This is a genomic window from uncultured Cellulomonas sp. (genome assembly GCF_947494015.1).
In the GTDB taxonomy this organism is placed as follows: Bacteria; Actinomycetota; Actinomycetes; order Actinomycetales; family Cellulomonadaceae; genus Pengzhenrongella.
The window spans coordinates 225,641-240,997 of record NZ_CANLTL010000001.1; the positions used below are offsets into that span (position 1 = coordinate 225,641).

General features: G+C 75.7%; 20 protein-coding genes. 11 read left to right on the plus strand and 9 right to left on the minus strand.

The window, feature by feature from the left end; translation table 11 throughout:
• Window positions 1-51: 51 nt before the first annotated feature.
• Together Q0840_RS00965 and Q0840_RS00970 are read right to left on the minus strand one after the other, a co-directional pair.
• Window positions 52-534: a VOC family protein gene (locus Q0840_RS00965; RefSeq protein ID WP_298454985.1), complete on the minus strand. Its 483-nt coding sequence runs from the start codon at window positions 532-534 to the stop codon at window positions 52-54.
• Between the two features lie 113 nt (window positions 535-647).
• Window positions 648-1,262, minus strand: coding sequence for a GNAT family N-acetyltransferase (locus Q0840_RS00970; RefSeq protein WP_298454987.1), 615 nt, complete (start codon window positions 1,260-1,262; stop codon window positions 648-650).
• A gap of 127 nt (window positions 1,263-1,389) precedes the next feature.
• Between Q0840_RS00970 and Q0840_RS00975 the strand changes: the two genes are divergently transcribed.
• From Q0840_RS00975 to Q0840_RS00995, 5 genes are all read left to right on the plus strand, one after another.
• The gene (locus Q0840_RS00975; RefSeq protein WP_298454990.1) at window positions 1,390-1,881 is read left to right on the plus strand and encodes a CrcB family protein; all 492 of its coding nucleotides are present in this window, start codon (window positions 1,390-1,392) and stop codon (window positions 1,879-1,881) included.
• Window positions 1,878-2,255 carry a CrcB family protein gene (locus Q0840_RS00980; RefSeq protein WP_298454992.1) on the plus strand — a complete coding sequence of 126 codons (378 nt, stop codon included), beginning with the start codon at window positions 1,878-1,880 and terminating at the stop codon, window positions 2,253-2,255. Before Q0840_RS00975 ends, Q0840_RS00980 begins: the two co-directional genes overlap by 4 nt.
• Window positions 2,256-2,315: 60 nt before the next feature.
• Entirely contained in the window at window positions 2,316-3,431 is a 1,116-nt protein-coding gene (locus Q0840_RS00985; protein ID WP_298454995.1) for an AI-2E family transporter, read from the plus strand.
• 9 nt (window positions 3,432-3,440) lie between these two features.
• Entirely contained in the window at window positions 3,441-3,737 is a 297-nt protein-coding gene (locus Q0840_RS00990; protein WP_298454997.1) for a type II toxin-antitoxin system VapB family antitoxin, read from the plus strand.
• A gap of 100 nt (window positions 3,738-3,837) precedes the next feature.
• Window positions 3,838-4,485, plus strand: coding sequence for a LytR C-terminal domain-containing protein (locus Q0840_RS00995; RefSeq protein WP_298455000.1), 648 nt, complete (start codon window positions 3,838-3,840; stop codon window positions 4,483-4,485).
• Window positions 4,486-4,512: 27 nt separating this feature from the next.
• Here the strand turns inward: Q0840_RS00995 and Q0840_RS01000 are convergent, their stop codons facing one another.
• A complete protein-coding gene (locus Q0840_RS01000) occupies window positions 4,513-5,820 on the minus strand; it encodes a uracil-xanthine permease family protein (protein WP_298455003.1) in 1,308 nt (435 codons plus the stop codon).
• 195 nt (window positions 5,821-6,015) lie between these two features.
• The gene (locus tag Q0840_RS01005) at window positions 6,016-6,468 is read right to left on the minus strand and encodes a hypothetical protein (protein ID WP_298455005.1); all 453 of its coding nucleotides are present in this window, start codon (window positions 6,466-6,468) and stop codon (window positions 6,016-6,018) included.
• Between the two features lie 162 nt (window positions 6,469-6,630).
• Here Q0840_RS01005 and Q0840_RS01010 point away from each other — a divergent pair, with 162 nt between their 5' ends.
• Complete coding sequence (locus tag Q0840_RS01010; protein ID WP_298455009.1) at window positions 6,631-7,911, plus strand: hypothetical protein; 1,281 nt, start codon at window positions 6,631-6,633, stop codon at window positions 7,909-7,911.
• Here Q0840_RS01010 and Q0840_RS01015 read toward each other — a convergent pair.
• On the minus strand, window positions 7,892-8,839 hold the full coding sequence (locus Q0840_RS01015) for an LLM class F420-dependent oxidoreductase (protein ID WP_298455012.1): 948 nt from the start codon (window positions 8,837-8,839) through the stop codon (window positions 7,892-7,894). The genes Q0840_RS01010 and Q0840_RS01015 overlap by 20 nt on opposite strands.
• A 149-nt stretch (window positions 8,840-8,988) precedes the next feature.
• On the opposite strand from Q0840_RS01015, the gene Q0840_RS01020 reads away from it, so the two are divergent.
• From Q0840_RS01020 to Q0840_RS01035, 4 genes are read left to right on the plus strand one after another with little or no spacing between them, the layout of a single operon-like run.
• Window positions 8,989-9,840, plus strand: coding sequence for a hypothetical protein (locus Q0840_RS01020; RefSeq protein ID WP_298455014.1), 852 nt, complete (start codon window positions 8,989-8,991; stop codon window positions 9,838-9,840).
• A 54-nt stretch (window positions 9,841-9,894) separates the two neighbouring features.
• Entirely contained in the window at window positions 9,895-10,221 is a 327-nt protein-coding gene (locus Q0840_RS01025) for a helix-turn-helix transcriptional regulator (RefSeq protein WP_298455017.1), read from the plus strand.
• Window positions 10,218-10,730, plus strand: coding sequence for an SRPBCC domain-containing protein (locus tag Q0840_RS01030; protein WP_298455020.1), 513 nt, complete (start codon window positions 10,218-10,220; stop codon window positions 10,728-10,730). The genes Q0840_RS01025 and Q0840_RS01030 overlap by 4 nt, the downstream gene beginning before the upstream one ends.
• Window positions 10,731-10,746: 16 nt before the next feature.
• The gene (locus Q0840_RS01035) at window positions 10,747-11,151 is read left to right on the plus strand and encodes a cupin domain-containing protein (RefSeq protein ID WP_298455023.1); all 405 of its coding nucleotides are present in this window, start codon (window positions 10,747-10,749) and stop codon (window positions 11,149-11,151) included.
• On the opposite strand, the gene Q0840_RS01040 is transcribed toward Q0840_RS01035, so the two are convergent.
• From Q0840_RS01040 to Q0840_RS01050, 3 genes are all read right to left on the minus strand, one after another.
• The gene (locus Q0840_RS01040; RefSeq protein WP_298455025.1) at window positions 11,129-11,851 is read right to left on the minus strand and encodes a hypothetical protein; all 723 of its coding nucleotides are present in this window, start codon (window positions 11,849-11,851) and stop codon (window positions 11,129-11,131) included. The genes Q0840_RS01035 and Q0840_RS01040 overlap by 23 nt on opposite strands.
• 2 nt (window positions 11,852-11,853) lie before the next feature.
• Window positions 11,854-12,417: a sigma-70 family RNA polymerase sigma factor gene (locus Q0840_RS01045; protein WP_298455027.1), complete on the minus strand. Its 564-nt coding sequence runs from the start codon at window positions 12,415-12,417 to the stop codon at window positions 11,854-11,856.
• Between the two features lie 108 nt (window positions 12,418-12,525).
• Window positions 12,526-13,449 (minus strand): Fpg/Nei family DNA glycosylase, encoded by a 924-nt coding sequence (locus Q0840_RS01050; protein WP_298455030.1) that lies wholly within the window; start codon window positions 13,447-13,449, stop codon window positions 12,526-12,528.
• Between the two features lie 182 nt (window positions 13,450-13,631).
• Here Q0840_RS01050 and Q0840_RS01055 point away from each other — a divergent pair, with 182 nt between their 5' ends.
• Window positions 13,632-14,249, plus strand: coding sequence for a PadR family transcriptional regulator (locus tag Q0840_RS01055; protein ID WP_298455032.1), 618 nt, complete (start codon window positions 13,632-13,634; stop codon window positions 14,247-14,249).
• A gap of 36 nt (window positions 14,250-14,285) precedes the next feature.
• Here Q0840_RS01055 and Q0840_RS01060 read toward each other — a convergent pair whose 3' ends face one another.
• Window positions 14,286-15,338: a glucose 1-dehydrogenase gene (locus Q0840_RS01060; RefSeq protein WP_298455035.1), complete on the minus strand. Its 1,053-nt coding sequence runs from the start codon at window positions 15,336-15,338 to the stop codon at window positions 14,286-14,288.
• Window positions 15,339-15,357 lie beyond the last annotated feature (19 nt).

The window sequence follows — 15,357 nt, forward strand, 5'->3', positions numbered from 1 at the left end:
GTGACGCCCGCGCTGCCGCGCGGGCAGCCGGCCGGGGAGGCGGGCGGGTCGTCAGGTGGCCGGGACGCCGTCGGCGGCGGCGCGCAGCGCGTCGATGTCGAGCTTGCGCATCGACATCATGGCCTGCATCGCACGCTCCACCCGCTCGGGGTCCGGGTCGGCGAAGACCTCGTCCATGCCGTCCGGCACGACCTGCCAGGACAGGCCGAACCGGTCCTTGAGCCAGCCGCACATGCTCTCCTGGCCGCCGTCCGTCAGCCGCTCCCAGTAGTGGTCCACCTCCGCCTGGTCGCGGCAGGTCACGATGAACGACACCGCCTCGTCGAAGGTGAACTGCGGCCCGCCGTTGAGCCCGACGAAGCGCTGGCCGGCGATCTCGAAGTCGACCGTCATGACGGAGCCGGCCGGCCCCGGCGCACCCTCGGGGTAGCGCGCGACCGTGCGGATCCGCCCGCCGAAGACGGACACGTAGAACTCGGCGGCCTCCTCGGCCCGGGTGTCGAACCAGAGGTTCGGGGTGATCGTCGGTGACATGGTCGTGGTCCCTTCGCGTGACGCCGGACGGACGTCCCGGTGCGGTCCACCGTCGTCCACCCCGTCCGACCGGGACCGGTCCCGCAACTCATCGCCGCGTCGTCACCGCGTCGTCACCGCGTCGCCGCCCCGGCGGCGTCCCGCGTCGCCGCCCCGGCGGCATCCCGCTCCGCGGGCCCGCCTCCCGGCGCGACGGGCCTGGTCATCCCCAGCAGCGCGAGGTCCGGCCGCCGGGGCTCGCCGAAGCGCTGGTCGCCGTACGGGAACTCGTGCCGCTCCCCGGTCGCGGTGAACCCGCACCGCTCGTACCAGGCCATCAGCTCGGGGCGGTGGTTGAGCACCGTGATCTCCAGCGTGGTCGCCCCCCAGGTGCGGGCGGCGTACCGCTCGGCGGCGCCCAGCATCGCGCGTCCCACGCCGCGGCCCTGCAGGCCGGGCCGGACCGCGAACATGCCGAGGTACGCCGAGGTCTCGCGGCGCTCGAGGTGGCAGCACGCGAACGGCTCACCGTCCTCGCTGAACGCCGCCAGGACGACGTTGTCGGCCAGCCCGACGACGTGCCGGACCATGGCCGCGTCCGCGCGCTGGCCGCCGACGAGGTCGGCCTCGGTCGTCCACCCGCTGCGGCTCTCCTCGCTGCGGTAGGCCGAGTGCACGAGGGCGGCGAGGGCCTCGGCGTCGGCGACGGTGGCCGGGCGCACCGGCAGGGGCGGGGTCGACGACGACATGGCTCCATGATGCCCGCACCGGGTGCGGTCGGCCGGGCAGCGTCGGCGCCCGGGCGCGGTCGGCCGCGCGCCGTCGGCGGGTCGGGCGCCGTCGGCAGGCCGCGGCCGTGGGGCATAGCGTCGGCCCGTGAGCTCCGCACCGCGCCCGCATCCCGAGCGCCCGGCGCACACCCACCCGCGGCTGGTCGCACTGGTCGCCGTGGGCGGCGCGATCGGGACGGCGCTGCGAGCCGCCGTCGCGGCGGCCCTGGGCGACGCGGGCACGTGGCCGTGGTCGACCTGGGCCGTGAACCTCACCGGGGCGTTCGCGCTCGGGCTGCTGCTCGAGCACCTGGCGCGCCGCGGTCCGGACGACGGCCGCCGCCGCGAGGTGCGCCTGCTCGCCGGCACCGGGCTGCTGGGCGGCTACACCACGTACAGCACGTTCGCGCTGGACGCCGTCCTGCTCGCCGACGCCGGACGCGCCGCCGTCGCGCTGCTCTACGCGGGCTCGAGCGTCGTCCTGGGCGTCGCGGCGGCCGGCGCCGGCGTCGCGGTCGGCCGGCACGCCCACCGGCGGGCGGACCGGGACGACGACCGGGCCCTGAGCCCGCACGACGACCGGCCGGTGCGCCGATGACGACCGTCGCGATGACGCTCGCGGTCGCGCTCGCGGGCGGCCTGGGCGCGGCCACCCGCTTCGTGGTCGACGGCGCGCTCCGGCGCCGGTTCTCGCTCGTGGCGACCCTGCTGATCAACGTCACCGGCTCGTTGCTGCTCGGCCTGCTCGCCGGGCTCGCGCTGGCGCACGGCTGGGCGAGCCCCTGGTCCACCCTCGCGGGGACCGGGTTCCTCGGCGGCTACACGACCTTCAGCACCGCCGGCACCGAGACGGTCCGGCTGCTGCAGGCACGGCGGTACACCGCCGCGGCGCTCACCTGGGTCGGCATGCTGGTGCTCGGCGTCGGGGCGTGCGCCGCCGGCCTGGCACTGGGGCGCCTGGGGGGTGGGTGACCGGCGGGTGACCGCGCTGCTCAGCGCGCCGCTCCAGGGACGGGTCCCTACGCTGACCGCATGGCGAACCCCACCGCGCCCACGCCCATCCCGGCGACCCGGCGCCCCATCTGGCAGGACCTGCTCGGCCGCACCGCGATCCGCAGCGGCCAGATCCTGCTGGTGCTCACCCTGACCGCGCTCGTCGTGCTCGGGCTGCGGCAGCTCAAGCTGATCGTCATCCCGGTCCTGATCGCCGCGATCCTCGCCGCCGCCGTCACGCCGCTGGTGCGGTGGCTGCGCCGACGCGGCGTGCCCAACGGGCTGGCGACCTGGATCGCGATCCTGCTCGGCGGCGGCACGCTCGGCGTCGTGGTGTGGCTGGTGGTCCGCGGCATCCGCAACGGCTGGTCCGAGCTCGCCGCCTCCGCGAGCGAGGGCCTGGACGAGCTGCAGGCCTTCCTCACCGACGGCCCGCTGGAGATCACCTCGGACCAGATCGACCAGGCCCGCGAGGCCGCCACCGACCTGCTGGCCAGCGACCAGGTCCAGAGCGGCGCGATCGCGGGGGCGACCGCCGTCGCGGAGGTGGTGACCGGGATCTTCCTCGGGGCCGTGGTGCTGTTCTTCCTGATCAAGGACGGGCGCCGCATCTGGGAGTTCTTCCTGCAGCCGTTGCGCCCCTCCGCGGCCGACCGCGCCCACCGCATCGGCGACCGCTCGGTCGAGGTGCTCGGCGGCTACGTCCGCGGCACCGCCGTCGTGGCGCTGGTGGACGCCTTCTTCATCGGTCTGGCGCTGGTCATCCTGGGCGTCCCGCTCGCCCTGCCGCTCGCCACGGTGGTGTTCCTCGGCGCGTTCATCCCGCTGGTCGGCGCGACGGTGGCCGGCATCCTGGCCGGCCTGGTCGCCCTGGTCTCCAACGGCCCGACGACGGCGCTCATCGTGCTCGCCGTCGTGGTCGCGGTGAACCAGCTCGAGGGCGACCTGCTCCAGCCCGTCGTCATGGGCAAGGCCCTGTCGCTGCACCCGCTGGCCATCCTGCTCGCGCTGACCGCGGGCACGATCCTGTCCGGGATCATCGGCGCACTGCTCGCCGTGCCGATCGCCGCGGTGGCGTGGACGGTCATCAAGGAGTGGAACGCGCACGACGACGGGGGCGCGTCAGCGAGCCGGGTCACAGCAGTCGCGACCTAGACTGACGGCGTGATCTTCAAGGCCGTGGGCGACGGGCGCCCGTACCCCGACCACGGTCTCGTCACCCCCAAGCAGTGGGCGCAGGTGCCGCCGCGCCAGGTCCGGCTCGACGAGCTGGTCACGACCAAGCGCACGCTCAACCTCGACAGCCTGCTGTCCGACGACTCCACGTTCTACGGCGACCTGTTCGCGCACGTCGTGTCCTACCGCGGGGTGCTCTACCTCGAGGACGGGCTGCACCGAGCGGTGCGGGCCGCGCTCCAGCAGCGCCCCGTGCTGCACGCCCGCGTCCTCGTGATCGAGTGAGCTCGCCGGGACGCCGATCACGGCAGCGGGCGGCGGACCCCAGGGGCCCGGCGCCGCACCTGGCCTCGGCCGGCCCGGGGCATCGGCTAGGTTCGCCCCCGTGAGTGCGCCGATGGACCCCGACCGCGGACGCGCCGTGCGCCGACGTCACAAGCGTGAGCGTCAGGCGGTGGTGTTCGGGCTGCTGATCGCGGCGCTCGCCGTCGGCGCGCTGGGCGCCGTGGCCGTGTTCACCGGTGGCATCGAGGCCCCGTTCAGCCGGCCCTTCACCACCCAGGAGCCGACCCCGCTCCCGGTCGCGGCACCGCCGCCGTGCCCGCCCGACGGGACGCTCCCGGTCGCCTACGGCGAGGTCCAGGTCACCGTGCTGAACGCGACCGACCGCACCGGACTCGCGGGTCAGACCGCCGAGGCCCTCGCGGCCCGCGGCTTCGCGATCGCGTCCGTGGGCAACGCGACGTCGGCCGTCCCCGGTGCGGCGCGGATCAGCTTCGGCCCGGCCGGGGTCGGCGCGGCGTACACCCTGGCCGCGCACCTCGAGGGTGCCCGGCTGGTGCTCGACGAGCGCACCGACGCGTCGGTGGACCTGGCACTGGGCACCGGGTTCGTCGGCCTGCTCGACCCGGGCGTCATCCTGCTGGACCCGAGCACCCCGCTCACCGGGCAGGACGGGTGCGTCCCGCTCGCCGAGGCGCAGGTCAGCCCCCCACCCGTCGACGCCGCGCCGGAGCCGCAGCCCGAGGCGTGACCCGGCGACCCGCCACCGGCCCGGTGGTCAGTGCCGCCCGTCCACGCCCGGCACGGACGCCGGGCTGGCCGGCTCCTGGGTGGTCCCGCGCCACCGCGCCAGCGACCGCATCAGGTGGTAGATCCCGATCGCCGCGGCGGTGCCCAGCGCGATCCCCTCGAAGACGACGTCCCCGGGGGACCAGGTGAAGTTGGCGATGCCGACCACGAGGGCGACGGCCGCCGTCGTGAGGTTCACCGGGTCGGAGAAGTCGACCCGGTTCTGCACCCAGATCCGGGCACCGAGGATGCCGATCATCCCGTAGAGCATGGTCGTGGCCCCGCCCAGCACCCCGGCCGGGATGGTCGCGATGAGGGCACCGAACTTGGGCGACATGCTGAGCAGCAGCGCGCCACCGGCCGCCACCCAGTAGGCGGCGGTCGAGTACACCCGGGTCGCCGCCATGACCCCGATGTTCTCCGCGTAGGTCGTCGTCCCGGACCCGCCACCCAGACCGGCGAGGCTGGTCGCCACGCCGTCGGCCAGCAGGGCTCGCCCCATGAGCGGGTCGAGGTCACGACCGGTCATGGCGGCGACCGACTTCACGTGGCCGACGTTCTCGGCCACCAGGACGAAGACCACGGGCGCGAACAGGCCGAGCACCGCGAGGTCGAACTGCGGCGCGGTGAACTGCGGCAGGCCCACCCAGTCGGCCGCGCCGACGGCGGCGAAGTCCACCTCCCCGCGCAGCACGGCCACGAGGTAGCCGACCAGCACGCCGACCAGGATCGCCAGCCGCCCGAGGATGCCACGGAACAGCACCGTGACCAGGACGATCGCCAGCAGGGTGAGCACAGCGGTCACCGGTGCCGCCTCGACGTTGCCCCACGCCGTCGGGGCCAGGTTGAGGCCGATCAGCGCCACGATCGTGCCGGTGACCACCGGCGGCATCACCGCGTCGATCCACCGGGAGCCGACCGCGCTGACGAGCAGCCCGACCGCCGCGAGCAGCACCCCGGCGAGCAGCACCCCGCCGAGCGCCACCGCCGGGCCGCCGGCGTCCTGGGCGGCGGCGATCGGGGCCAGGAACGCGAACGACGACCCGAGGTAGCTGGGCAGCCGGTTGCGCGTGAGCAGCAGGAACGTGACCGTCCCGACCGCGGAGAAGAACAGGGTCGTGGCCGGCGGGAACCCGGTGAGGATCGGCACCAGGAAGGTCGCGCCGAACATCGCCACGACGTGCTGCAGGCCGATCCCCACGGTGCGCGGCCAGCTCAGGCGCTCCTCGGGGCGCACCACCTCGCCGACGCCGATGGTGCGTCCGTCGCCGTGCAGCCGCCATCCGATGCCGCTCATCGCGGGCCTCCCTCTCCGTGGCCCGCGACGCGCGGGAGCCCTTCGCCGGTGCCGGCCGACCCGGCCCGGGCGCGACGCAGGGTAGCGACCGCGCCGTCCGGTCCGCGCGCGCGTCCGTCGCGGTCGACGCCGGCGCCCGGCCCGAGCGGGACGCCGTCGGGGTGCGGCGAGCGGCCGGACGAGGGGCCCGGCCCGTTACGGGCGCGGCGTCTCCCCGACCCCCGCCCATGCTCCGAGCCGCCCGATGATGTCGGCCGGGGCGCGGTCCAGGGCCGGCAGCGTGAGGACGCCGGTCCTCGTCCGGATCTTCACCTGCTGGCTCCAGGTGGGCCGGCCGGGGACGTCGCCGCCGACCGCGACGACGTCCGCGCGGTCGATCGACCACGGCCGCACGCGTCGGCGCAGCTCCAGGTGGTCGTCGTGGAGCACGAGCGTGACCCGCGGCCCCGAGAGCGCCACGACCACCTGCGCCGCGAACCCGATGCCGGTCAGCACAGCCATGCCGGTCTGCAGCCGCCCGCCCTCGGCGACCGCCTGGCCGGCCCACAGCAGGAACTGCAGGCCCCACAGCACGAGCTGGGTCCGCCGGAACGGCGCCGACGTCGCGCTGGTGGCGACGAGCTCCGCGTCGGGGTGCCCGGTGCTCATGTCGACATCATCACAATCATCCCTCCGCCTGGCGCGACACGGACGGGTGACGACTCCGTGACGGTCCGCCTGGACGCCCGTCCCCGCCCGCTGAGCCACGGGCGACCGGCGCACGGCGTCGACGCGGCCAAGCCGCCCTGACGGCTGTGCGATGCTCGCGCCGTGACGGTCCAGCCGAGCCGTCCCGAGGCGACCCGGGGCGACCCTCTGCGGCGGGCGGCGAGCAGCCGGACGGCGCTGTGGACGACCTTCGTCGCCGTGCACGGATGGCTGGCCTGGCTCGGGGTGGTCGTGATGCCGACCCGCGCCTTCTGGGACGTCGACCTCTACCGGTGGTGGGCCTCGCTCGCCCTGGACGCGGGGCGCTGGCCGGTCCTGGACGACCCCTGGGTGTACCCCGCGGGCGCGCTCGTGCCCGTGCTGGCACCCGCCCTGACCGGTGCCCGCACCACGGTGGGCTACTCCGTGGGCTGGTGCGTCCTGGTCACCGTGCTCGACGCCGTCGCGGTCGCGGTGCTGCTGCGGGCCGGCCCCCGCGCCCACCCGGATCGCCCCGTACGCACCGGTCGCGACCGCGCGCCCGTCCCGACCGGTGCCTGGTGGTGGCTGGCGTTCCTGCTCGCGCTCGGTCCCGTCGCCCTGGGCCGGCTCGACGCCGTCGTCGCCCCGCTGTGCGTGGTGGCGCTCGCCGTCGGGCTGCGGCGGCCGCGCGTCGCCGCCGCGCTGCTGACGGCCGGGGCCTGGGTCAAGGTGGCCCCGGGCGCGCTGCTGCTGCCGCTGGCGGCCGTCGTGCGGCGACCCGTGCGGACGGTCGCGTTGCCGGCCGCCGCCGTGACGGCGGTCGTCGTCGGCGCGGTGGCGGCGGGCGGCGGCGCGGCCCGGATCGCCGGCTTCGTCACCACGCAGGGCGGCCGGGGGCTGCAGGTGGAGTCGGTCACCGCGACGCCGTGGCTGCTGGCGGCCGCGGTCGACGAGCGGGTGCGGATCGTGTTCGACACCGCGCTGGTCACCTGGGAGGTCGCCGGGCCGGGGACGGCGGCGACCGCGCGCGCCCTCGCCGTCGCGCTGCCGGTGGCGCTGCTCGGGCTCGCGGTGCTGCTGCGGCGCAGCACCGCGAGCCCGGTCGACGTGCTGCTGCGCGGGTCGCTGGCCGCGACGACCGTCCTGCTCGTGGTCAACGCGGTCGGCTCGCCGCAGCTCGTCGGCTGGCTGGCCGCGCCGGTGGCCGTGGCCCTCACCGTCGCCCCCGAGCGGCGCGCCTGGACACGGGTCGCGGCGGGCGTGCTCGTCCTGGCCGCTCTCACCCAGGTGGTCTTCCCGTTCGGGGCCGACGGCGTCGTGACCGGCGACCCGTTGTTCACCGCCGCGCTGGTGCTGCGCAACGCGGGACTCGTCGTCCTGCTCGTGGTCGCGGTGCGGTCGGTCAGCCGACCTGCGCCATGACCTCCGCGGCGACGAGCTCGAGGTGGTCGAGGTCGCCGAGGTCCATGACCTGCAGGTAGACCCGGCCGGCGCCGGCCTCGCGGATCGCACCGAGCGTGTCGACCGCCTCGGCGACGGTGCCCGCGACGCCGTGCTCGCGCAGCTCGGCGGGCTCACGGCCGATCGCGGCGGCCCGACGTCCTACCTCCGCCTCGTCGGCGCCGACGCACAGGATGAGCGCCACCGAGTACGTCAGGCTGTCCGGGTCCCGGCCGGCCTCCTCGCACGCGGACCGGACGGCCGCGAAGCGCGCGGGGACGTCCGCCTTCTCGGGGAATGCGGCGTTGTACTCGCTGGCGAACCGGGCCGCGAGCGCCGGCGTCTTGCGCGGACCGTTGCCGCCGACGATGACCGGCACGCCGGCCCGCGAGGCGTCCAGCGGCGAGCGCTGGGTCGGCTTGGGCAGCGCCGGGGAGTCGGTGAGCGTGTAGTGCTCGCCGGCGTGGTCGAACGTCTCGCCGTCCGGCGTCCCCCACAGGCCGGTGACGATCTCGAGCTGCTCGGTGAGCATGCCGAACCGCCGCGGCGGGAACGGGATGCCGTACGCCGCGTGCTCCTCGGCGAACCAGCCGGCACCCAGACCCAGCTCCACCCGCCCGCCGGACATCTGGTCGACCTGCGCCACCTGGATCGCGAGCACGCCGGGGTGGCGGAACGTCGCCGAGGTGACCAGGGTGCCCAGCCGGATCCGCGAGGTCTCCCGGGCGAGCCCGGCGAGGGTCGTCCACGCGTCGGTGGGGCCCGGGCGCGGGTCGCCGTCGCCCATCCGCAGGTAGTGGTCGGAGCGGAAGAAGGCGTCGAAGCCGAGGCGCTCGGTCGCCTGCGCGACCGCGAGGAGCTCGTCGTAGGTGGCGCCCTGCTGGGGCTCGGTGAAGATGCGCAGATCCATGCCGTCACCCTGGCATGCCGGCCGGGCCGCGGCCGCCCGGAGCCGGGCGCGGTCCGCGGCTCCCGCCGACCCATGGAGGTTCGGTGAGGGAGCGGCGCAGGCGGCGCGGCCGGGGCGCACGGCCGGCGCGGGACAGGCAGGATCGGGGCATGACTGAGCAGCCCCGCCCGGCGATCACCGCGATGTGGGCGTGGGACAACCCCGTCGACCCGGCGCTCGACGCGCGCGGCCGCGGGTACGCGCCGGCCGCGGCGGACCGGCTCGCCGCGTTCGCCCGTGCCGGGGGCCTGCAGCACGTCTACGTGCTCGCGCCGACGCTCCCACCGGCCCTGCCGACGGCCCGGTCCGGTTCGTCGGGCCCGGCCCGCGGGCCGGTCGACGCGTGGCTGGCGGAGGCCGTCACCGCGCTGCACGACGCCGGCGTGACGGTCAGCGCGGTCGCCGGCGCCCGCGCGGCGACACCGCACTGGGTCGACGCCGTGACCGCCCTCGCACCGTTCGACCGGCTGCAGGTCGCCGTCGTGCCGTGGGCCGGCCCGGGCGAGGGACGCACGGCCGCCGACGTCGGCGCCGCCACCGCCGACGCCGTCGTGGCCGTCTCGGACGTGGCCGGCTCGCTGCCCGTCGACGTGTGCGTGCCCTGGTGGTTCGCGACCACGACCACCGACGACGGCCGCTCGCTGCTGGACCCGTTGCTCGGGTCGGTCGGCGCGGTCGCGCTGGCCGCGCCCGCCGCGCATGCCGAGGGGCCCGACGGCGTCCTGGAGCGGGCCGCGCCGGCGGTCGACGCGCTGGTCGCGGCCGGGCGGCCGTTCACGGTCGGGGTGCAGGCGGACACGCCCGAGCTCGCGGGCGGCTCGGAGCACACCTTCTTCGACGAGGGCCCGGTCGCGCTCATCCGCGAGTGCGGGACCGTCGCGGCCGCGCTCGCGGGTGTCCCGGGCTTCGGCGGCGTCGCGGTCAAGGCCCACCGGGCGTGGCGCCGGCTGCTGGGGGTCTAGGTCTCCCCTCATATTGCTTGACGGACATATGCCCGTTCGGCGATGCTCGGTTCCATGAGCACCTACACCGCTCTGGCCGATCCCCACCGGCGCCACATCCTCGAGCTCCTGCGCACCGGTGAGCGCCCCGTCAACGACCTCGTCGAGCACCTGGGACTCAGCCAGCCCGGCGTCTCCAAGCACCTCAGGGTGCTGCGCGAGGCGGGCCTGGTCGCCTCGCGCAGCCACGGCCAGCAGCGTCTGTACGCGCTGCGCACCGAGCCGTTGGTCGAGATCGCGGACTGGCTGGAGCCCTACCGGATGCTGTGGGCCGCTCGCCTGGACGACCTCCAGCGCCACCTCGACAGCCACCCCGACACACCCGCCCTGGAGGACTCATGACCGACGGCACCCTGCTGACCATCGACGGCCGGCCCGCGCTCCGCTTCGAGCGCGTCCTGCCGCACTCCGTCCACCGCGTGTGGCAGGCGGTCAGCGTCCCGGCCGAGCTCGCCCTGTGGTTCCCCGCTGCCGCACCGTGGACCCCGGCCACCGGGGAGCACTTCGAGGTGGGCGGGATGACCGGGCAGGTCACCGAGGCCCGCCCGCCCCACCGCCTGGCATGGACCTTCGCGGGCGCCGAGTACTCCTTCGACCTCGCCGAGCACGACGACGGCTGTCGGCTGGTCTTCGTCCACGTCTTCGACGACCGCTCGGCCGCCGCGCAGACCGCCGCCGGATGGCACAGCTACCTCTCCCGGCTCCAGCCCCACCTCGCCGGAGAGCGCGTCAGCGAGGACGCCGCCCACCGGGGATGGGCGCAGACGCATGAGCGCTACGCCGAAGCCTTCGGCGTCGACCCGGCACCGGGACGGCACTTCGCCGAGCAGCTGCGCACCGAGCAGGCCTGACGCCGCGCCCCGGGGCGTGTCGGCACGTGGTCCACCGTCCTCGACCGCCACGCCGGAGCGGAGCAAGGTCGGATCTCGGCTCGTCCTGCGCCGCCCGCGCGAGGTGCTGGTGCCGGTCCTGCGCGATGACCGGACCGCGTTCGACGTCGGCCCCACTGCTGCCTCACCACACCTCGGGGGCGTCGTCGTCAGCCGCCAGGACGACGTCGAGCTGCGGGTGAAGGGCACGACGGAGGTCCGGGTCTACGACCTGACGTACCCACCCGGGTCGTTCTCCGGCTGGCACACCCACCCGGGCATCGTCGTCGTCGTGAAGGAGGGCGCCGTCGACCGGCAGTCCGGTGGCGAGTCCGAGGAGTTCACCGTCGGCGCTCGCTCGTGGGCGACCCCCGGCGCCATCAGTCCAGGCAGAGCGTGGTGACCTCGACGACCCCGACGACGTCGTCCCCGTAGCGGTCGGTGAACAGCTCGACGAACAGCTGGGCGTCGGCCCGGGAGGTGAAGTACACCGAGCGGACGACCTGCGTGCCGTCCAGCCCGAGCCCCTCGGCGGCGCCCCGGTCGCAGTTGATGTCGCCGCCGCCCGGGAAGTACCCCATCTCCTCGAGCCGGGTCCCCGCCCTCTGCCAGGCGGGGTCGTCCGGGGTGGTCATCACCGCGACGTAGACGCCCCACGCCGTGCCGCCGTGGGACGGTGTCGCGGCCGCGGGCGGGGTCGGCGGCACCGGCTGCACCGGGGCGGGCGGTGTGCTCGACGGCGTCGGCTCGGGTGGGACCGGCGTCGGGGTGAGGGAGGGGGTGGGGACGGGCGCCACCGACGACGGGCTCGGCGCCGGCCGGACCGGCGTGGTCGGGTCGGGCGTCGGTGACGGCGTGGTGGAGGTCGTCGGTGTGGCGGCCGCCACGGGGGCGGGAGGCCGGGTCTCCAGCCGGTCCAGGCCCGCGGCGCCGGCCACGAGCACCCCGACCGCCGCGGCGGTGCCCACGACGGCACCGGAAGAGGTGCGCGCGATCCGACGACGGCGCAGCTGTGCCGTCAGGGCCCCCACGGGCAGGCGGGTGGTGCGGACGGCCGGGTCGTCGCCGAGGCGCCGCAGTCCGTCACGCAGGTCGTAGTCCATGGTCAGTCCTTCGCGGCGTGGGTGGCAGGCTGGACGAGGAACGCCTCGGTGCGCGCAGAGGGGTGCAGGTCCGGTATGGGACCCAGTTGCGCCTCGAGCTTCCTGACGGCGTTGCTGAGGTACCGCTTGACGGAGCCGGCGGCCAGGTTCATGCGGTCGGCGGTCTCGGGGACCGTGAGGTCCTCGTAGAAGCGCAGGACGATCGCGGCGCGCTCCTGGGGCGCCAGCGTGGCCAGCGCGGCACGCAGGTCCATGCGGTCGGCTGCGGCGAGCTCGTGTCCCTCGACGGCGTCGTCCCGAGTGACCAGGTGCCGCAGCGACGTCCACAGCCGGCCCCGACGGTAGCCGTCGATGTACAAGCGCAGGATGGTGCGCCGCACGTAGGCCTCGGCGGCGTCGGGCGCCGAGCCGGAGCGGCTGCGGACGAACACCTTCAGCAGCGCCTCCTGGGTGAGGTCCTGCGCGGCCATGAGCTCGCCCGTGAGCAGATAGGCGTAGGCGACCAGCGCGGAGCCGCGCTCGTCGACGAAGGTCGCGAACACGTCGTCGTTCGAACGGTGCGACATCGTCCTCCCGTCGGTGTCGTGGTGCACGGCCACGTCGACCGTTCACCACCCAGACGAACGGAGGGCGCCGATCGTTGTACCGGGCGTCGCACCCGAGGGCGCCGGCCGCTACGGGCCCACCTGGCAGGTCGGGCACCAGTACAGGTTGCGTGTCGCCATGGTCTCCACCGCGATCGCGGTCCCGCAGACGTAGCACGGCTCCCCCGTGCGCTTGTAGACCCAGTGCCGCTCTCCGACGTCGGCCAGCGCCCGCTCGCGCGCAGCAGGGTCGTCCTCGTCCCGGGTGAGCATCGCGCCGGTCGCGATGCCGTCGTCGAGCAGGCCGACCCAGTCCCGCCACAGCCCGCGGGCGACCTCGCCGGGGACGCGGCGCCCCACCGTGTGCGGCTCGAGGCGGGCCCGGAACAGCATCTCCGCGCGGTACACGTTGCCGATCCCGGCCACCACGGACTGGTCCATGAGCAGCTGGCCGACCGGCACCGCGCGGGACGTCAGCCGGCGGACGAACTCGGTCTCGGCCTCCGGCCCGGCGTCCGCCGCCGGGTCGGGCCCCAGCCGCGCGATCACCCCGGCGACGGCGTCGGCGTCCAGCACCTCGCACGCCGTCGGGCCGCGCAGGTCCGCCAGGCTGGCCTCGGTCAGCAGCCGCACCCGGACCGCGCCGACGGGCGCCGGGGGGAAGTCGCCGTCGGCGGGGTCGACGGGCCGCTCACCCTCCCCCATCCGCAGCGCCCGGGCGACCCGGGGTGCCCCGAGGCTGCCCCGGACCGCGCCGCCGGCGTCGATCGGCGAGATTTGCCCGTGGAAGTCCCACGCGCCGTAGAGCCCCAGATGCACCCGCAGCCAGCGGTCGGTGTCGAAGGCGAGGAACAGCTGCTTGCCGACCGCGCGGGCCTCGGTCAGGGCGGTGCCGTCGAGCAGCGCGGCCCCCGCGGCGAACCGCCCCTGCGGGGAGCTGGCGGCGATGCGCTCGCCGACGAAGTCCGCGCGGAACTGCCGGGCGATCCGGTGAACGGTGTGTCCCTCTGGCACGAAGGACGACGCTACGCCAGCCGCGTCCCCGGCGCCGGACCGGCGCCCCGCACCACCCCGCACCACCCCGAACCGCCGCGGACCGCCGCCCCGACCGCGGCACGCCCTCACGGCGACCCCTTGCCCGCGACATGCTGTCGATATATCGTCGATGTGTTGTCGAGACGGAGAGGAGTCTTCCCATGAGGCCCCAGCACGACCACCCGCACCCCCGCACCCGCCCCGGTCCCCCGGCCGACGGGATGCGCTACCGGATGCAGGGTCCCGGCGCCGACGGCGGCTTCGGACCGTCCCGGCGCGGCCCGCACGGGCACGGCGGCCCCGGCGGTCGTCGCGGTCGCGGACCGCGCGCCCGCGGCGACGTCCGGTCCGCCGTCCTGCTCCTGCTCGCCGAGCAGCCACGCCACGGGTACGAGCTCATCCAGGAGATCGCCGACCGCACCTCCGGCGCCTGGACCCCGAGCCCGGGCTCGGTCTACCCGACCCTGCAGGCCCTCGAGGACGAGGGCCTCGTGCGCATCGAGCAGGTCGAGGGCCGGCGCGTCGCCTCCCTCACCGAGCAGGGCGTGCAGTACGTCGAGGACCAGCGCGCCGCGCTCGGCGAGCCCTGGTCCACGCCCGACCACGACCACGCCTCGGCCCTGGCGGTCCGCCGGCAGCTGCGCGGGCTCATGGACGCCGTCGGCCAGGTCGCCAAGGTCGGCACGCCGGCCCAGAACGCCGCCGCCGCGACGGTGCTCGACACCGCCCGCCGCGACCTGTACCGCGTGCTCGCCGACGGGCCCGCCGACGACGAGTGAGGTCGCCGAGGTGCCCGCCGGTCGGTCGCGCGACCGTCAGCGGGTGAGGTCGATGACCACCTTGACGTCGTCCTCGTCCGCGTCGAACGCCTCCGCCGCGCGCTCCAGGGGGACCGTGCGGGTGATCAGCCGGCCCAGCCACTCGCCGTCCGCGGCAGCGAGCGCGGCGGCGGCCGCGGCGTAGTGGCCGAGGTTGGCGTTGACCGAGCCGATCACCACGTCGTTCTCCAGGACGAGGTCGCGGTTGAGGGCGCCGGCGTCGACCGACGTGCTCCGCCCCGCCGTCGAGACCCCGGTCAGGCACGTGATCCCGTACGCCGACGTCCCACCGAGGCTGGGCAGCACGACGCTGCTGGCGCCGGTGGCCTCCACGACGACGTCGGGCCGGACCCGCTCGAGCACGTCGGCGACCGGGTCGCTGGAGTAGGTCGCACCCAGGTCGCGGACGAGCTGCGGCTTCACGCCGTCGCTCACGAGGTCGACGACGTGCACGTCCAGCCCTCGCTGCACGCCGAGCATCGCGGCGAGCAGACCGATCGGCCCCGCGCCGGTGACCACCACCCGCCGGGGCTCGAACCAGGCGCGGTTGCCGACCTTCTCGATCTGGTCCCAGGCCTTGGCCACGACGCTGGTCGGCTCCATCAGCACGCCGGCCCGCTCGAGCGCCGGGTCGAGCCGGACGGCGTACTCGCTCTCGACCCGCCACGTCCGGCTGCCGTACCCGTCCAGCTCCTTGATGCCGCGCTCGGTGTACCGGCCGTTGCGGCACATGTCGAACTGTCCCCGGGCGCACGCGCCGCACGGCTCGGGGTCGGGCCGGCGGACCACGCCCGCGACCAGGTCACCGGCAGCGAACCCGCTGCCGTCCGGCGCCTCGACCACGCGTCCGAGCGACTCGTGACCGAGCACCAGCAGGTCGCGCCCGGCCGGCGCGAACCCGTAGTCGCCGTCGGCGATCTCCCGGTCGGTGCCGCACACGCCCAGCGCCAGGCCCTGCACCAGCAGGTCCCCCAGCTCCGGTCCCGGCTCGGGGACCTCGGTGACCTCGAGCGTGCCCGCGGAGCCGGGCCGGACGGTCACTGCCTGCATGGGTCTCTCCTCGCCGACG

Coding starts and splice junctions, on each gene's coding strand:
- Q0840_RS01060 (WP_298455035.1), bottom strand. CDS start 15,338: ATGCAGGCAGTGACCGTCCGGCCCGGCTCCGCGGGCACGCTCGAGGTC.
- Q0840_RS00970 (WP_298454987.1), bottom strand. CDS start 1,262: ATGTCGTCGTCGACCCCGCCCCTGCCGGTGCGCCCGGCCACCGTCGCC.
- Q0840_RS01040 (WP_298455025.1), bottom strand. CDS start 11,851: ATGGACTACGACCTGCGTGACGGACTGCGGCGCCTCGGCGACGACCCG.
- Q0840_RS01055 (WP_298455032.1), top strand. CDS start 13,632: ATGAGGCCCCAGCACGACCACCCGCACCCCCGCACCCGCCCCGGTCCC.
- Q0840_RS00985 (WP_298454995.1), top strand. CDS start 2,316: ATGGCGAACCCCACCGCGCCCACGCCCATCCCGGCGACCCGGCGCCCC.
- Q0840_RS01000 (WP_298455003.1), bottom strand. CDS start 5,820: ATGAGCGGCATCGGATGGCGGCTGCACGGCGACGGACGCACCATCGGC.
- Q0840_RS00980 (WP_298454992.1), top strand. CDS start 1,878: ATGACGACCGTCGCGATGACGCTCGCGGTCGCGCTCGCGGGCGGCCTG.
- Q0840_RS01015 (WP_298455012.1), bottom strand. CDS start 8,839: ATGGATCTGCGCATCTTCACCGAGCCCCAGCAGGGCGCCACCTACGAC.
- Q0840_RS01005 (WP_298455005.1), bottom strand. CDS start 6,468: ATGAGCACCGGGCACCCCGACGCGGAGCTCGTCGCCACCAGCGCGACG.
- Q0840_RS01025 (WP_298455017.1), top strand. CDS start 9,895: ATGAGCACCTACACCGCTCTGGCCGATCCCCACCGGCGCCACATCCTC.
- Q0840_RS01045 (WP_298455027.1), bottom strand. CDS start 12,417: ATGTCGCACCGTTCGAACGACGACGTGTTCGCGACCTTCGTCGACGAG.
- Q0840_RS00965 (WP_298454985.1), bottom strand. CDS start 534: ATGTCACCGACGATCACCCCGAACCTCTGGTTCGACACCCGGGCCGAG.
- Q0840_RS01030 (WP_298455020.1), top strand. CDS start 10,218: ATGACCGACGGCACCCTGCTGACCATCGACGGCCGGCCCGCGCTCCGC.
- Q0840_RS01020 (WP_298455014.1), top strand. CDS start 8,989: ATGACTGAGCAGCCCCGCCCGGCGATCACCGCGATGTGGGCGTGGGAC.